The 2,779-nt window shown below is 48.3% G+C and carries 3 protein-coding genes and 1 pseudogene; 3 read left to right on the plus strand and 1 reads right to left on the minus strand.

Annotated elements, in window-relative coordinates; genetic code table 11:
• Together LUQ50_RS06675 and LUQ50_RS06680 are read left to right on the plus strand one after the other, a co-directional pair.
• On the plus strand, positions 1-1,191 hold a 1,191-nt coding region (locus LUQ50_RS06675), incomplete at its 5' end, for a PEGA domain-containing protein (RefSeq protein ID WP_300038050.1).
• A 43-nt stretch (positions 1,192-1,234) separates the two neighbouring features.
• Positions 1,235-1,609: a hypothetical protein gene (locus tag LUQ50_RS06680; protein WP_300038053.1), complete on the plus strand. Its 375-nt coding sequence runs from the start codon at positions 1,235-1,237 to the stop codon at positions 1,607-1,609.
• A gap of 19 nt (positions 1,610-1,628) precedes the next feature.
• On the opposite strand, the gene LUQ50_RS06685 is transcribed toward LUQ50_RS06680, so the two are convergent.
• The gene (locus LUQ50_RS06685; protein ID WP_300038056.1) at positions 1,629-2,540 is read right to left on the minus strand and encodes a class I SAM-dependent methyltransferase family protein; all 912 of its coding nucleotides are present in this window, start codon (positions 2,538-2,540) and stop codon (positions 1,629-1,631) included.
• A 40-nt stretch (positions 2,541-2,580) separates the two neighbouring features.
• On the opposite strand from LUQ50_RS06685, the pseudogene LUQ50_RS06690 reads away from it, so the two are divergent.
• Positions 2,581-2,779: pseudogene (locus tag LUQ50_RS06690) on the plus strand (3-hydroxy-3-methylglutaryl-CoA reductase); the annotation flags it as partial.

A 2,779-nucleotide genomic window follows, 5' to 3' on the forward strand; every position in this document is an offset into this window, starting at 1 on the left:
CGTGTTGATAATTCCTACTATGGAACTAGTCCAGTTCTGGTTAAGGTAATGAGTACGGGAACTCCTTCTCATACCATCAGAGTGACCATGAACGGTTTTCGTGAGTATGTCCAGCAGGTTTCTATGAATCCTGGAAAAGATGAAACCGTTCCAATATTTGCTCCTCTTGTTCCCCTTGCCCAGTATGGGAGTATCTATGTCAGTTCGGATCCTTCTGGTGCCATAGCATCCCTCGACTCTGGTGTCCAATATCTTACTCCCTGTACCTTCTCACAGGTAGTGTCAGGTATACATACGGTTATGGTGAGTAAAGCAGGATACAATCCCTATACGACCCAGATACAGGTAAATTCCAATGCACAACCCCGGATATTTGCACCCCTTACCCGGTATCAGACAACCGGAACCCTGTATGTAGATTCGAACCCACAGGGAGCCGATCTCAAGATTGATAACGCCTGGCAGGGTCAGACCCCCCAGCGGGTGGGAAATCTTGAAAGTGGGTATCATACGATAAAACTACAGTTGGCTGGATACCAGATGATTACCCAGCAGGTGCTGATTTCTGCAGGGCAGGATACCAGAATCAGTTCATCACTGGTACGAAATCCACCGGAGGTAAAGAGCGGCTCGGTGACGGTCTCAAGTAATCCGCCCGGTGCTACGGTCTATCTGAATAATGATTATCAGGGAATTACCCCCGATTCAGGTTCGCTCGATCTTACTGATCTTACCCCTGGGATATACACAATTCTCATCAGGGCTCCGCAGCGGGAGGAGTACTCAACTACTATTACGGTGTTAGCCGGTCAGGTCACTCCTGTTCAGGTTGAACTGAAAGCACCGGTCACTCCATCTGCTCTCAACGGTACGCTGGGTATCAGTTCATCACCATCAGGAGCGCAGGTTTTCCTGGATAATGTTTTTGTAGGGATTACTCCTCTGACTCTCTCATCGGTAAAGCCAGGAGAGTATGAATTAATTCTGAAGATGGATAGGTTTCAGGATTATTCTAACCGGGTTCAGATTTCTGCAGGAATGACTACGACCGCATCTGTGAATCTGTCTCCTCTGCAGAAACCAACCGAATCACCAACTCCGGTTCCGACGCAATCCCCGGTTTCAGTGATTCTGGTTCCTATCAGTCTCGCAATTGGAGCACTCTTCTTCGTACGAAGGTTTCGATCCTGACCATATCCTTCTTTTTCCCGGGAGACCTACTGATAAGTTAGTCATGATCAGACTTTCTGTCCTTCTCATCCTGATCGGTATACTCATACCGGTTTCAATTGCAGAAGAGCAGAACAGTACTGAAGGATACGCCGTCCGTGAGTACGGATTGATCTCATTCGATGATCCGGTTGTGGCAGATGATCAGATGGGCAATGTAACAGTACTCCAGTCCTCTGAAACTGCTGAAAATCAGACTCTCAGAGGGGGAGAACTCACTGCACGACAACTGTTCCGGTTAAAACAGGGTGCCCAGAGTGATTACCGGCTGCTCCGGAATGAATCCGGTGATCCGACCCTGGGACTGTCTTCAACTGCTGCTCAAAGTGTTTCTATCATGTGCAAGCAGTGTGTTCCCCAAAAAACAGGAACCGTATAATCTCGGGGCTTTCACGGTTTTACCGGATATTGATATCATATACCACATGGGATCTTCCCGGTGCATATGATCTGACAAATCTTCGTTCTATTGATCTGACAGGGATCTGGTTGAATAACGGATTTTCTTCAGCATCATCTTCTATCAACGCATAAAAATGGATGGTCCCTCCCGGTACACAGAGTGAACAGGCTGCTGGGAGAAATCTATCTGCCATCAATGGCAGGTTCATAATCACCCGGTCGAACCGCCTGCCACATAATGCTGGCAGGTTTCCCGCGTCGGCAAGGATAGGGATGACATTTGATACCCGGTTCATAGTGATATTTTCGATGAGCAGGGAGACAGCATCAGGATTAAGATCGCATGCCCATACTGCTTCTGCTTTTACTGAGAGTATGATTGCAAACGGTCCGACTCCGGTAAACATGTCAAGCACCGTTTCACCCTCATTCATCATACATAAGATCCGCTGTCGCTCCGATGCGAGTCTGGCTGAAAAGTATGCTTTTTCTAGGTCTATCCTGAATGTTCTGCCATATTCGGTATGTGTTGTGGCAGTGGTCTCTTTACCAGCAAGAACTCTGAATCTCTTTGTTCTAAATTCACCTTCAACGGCACTTTCTGCGATGAGTGCAGTATGAACCGAGGGACGGTCAGCAAGAATGATAGCAGCACCTGCCGGATCATTCTCAGCCAGCACAGCGATACCTCCGATCAGTTCATGTCTGGGTAGTTCAGCCCGTTGATGAAGTTCTTCAAATTCTGCCTGGATGGCTCCTTCCTGCCTGCTGGTGATTGGAAAGAGAAGTCCTTCCCCTTCCGGGCGAATCTTCAGCGTCCGATCAAGGATCCCTTCCTCTAGAAGTTGTCTCCTGATATCCTCAGCACCCTGACGGTTTACCCGCAGACACCATTGCTGCTTCCCCATTCATCAGCTGTTATTGCACTTCGGGTACAAACAGGTATGCATGGACGATTACCTCCGCCGGATCCGGGACGGGTCTCTCAAGCTATATGTTCTTGAGAAAGAACTCACACCAGGAGAAGCGGTTCTTTTGCGACGCCGGTATATCGAGGAAGAAACCGGGATTTCTCTCCCCCGGATTGGCGAGTGTTCTATTGATCTTGATACAGTGGTAAAACGCAACTGCGAGAATATGATCGGTA

This window comes from Methanospirillum sp. (assembly GCF_028679455.1).
GTDB lineage: Archaea > Halobacteriota > Methanomicrobia > Methanomicrobiales > Methanospirillaceae > Methanospirillum.

What these genes read in the sequence shown, in the direction of transcription:
- LUQ50_RS06685 (WP_300038056.1), bottom strand. Translation starts at nt 2,540, where the DNA reads ATGGGGAAGCAGCAATGGTGTCTGCGGGTAAACCGTCAGGGTGCTGAG.
- LUQ50_RS06680 (WP_300038053.1), top strand. Translation starts at nt 1,235, where the DNA reads ATGATCAGACTTTCTGTCCTTCTCATCCTGATCGGTATACTCATACCG.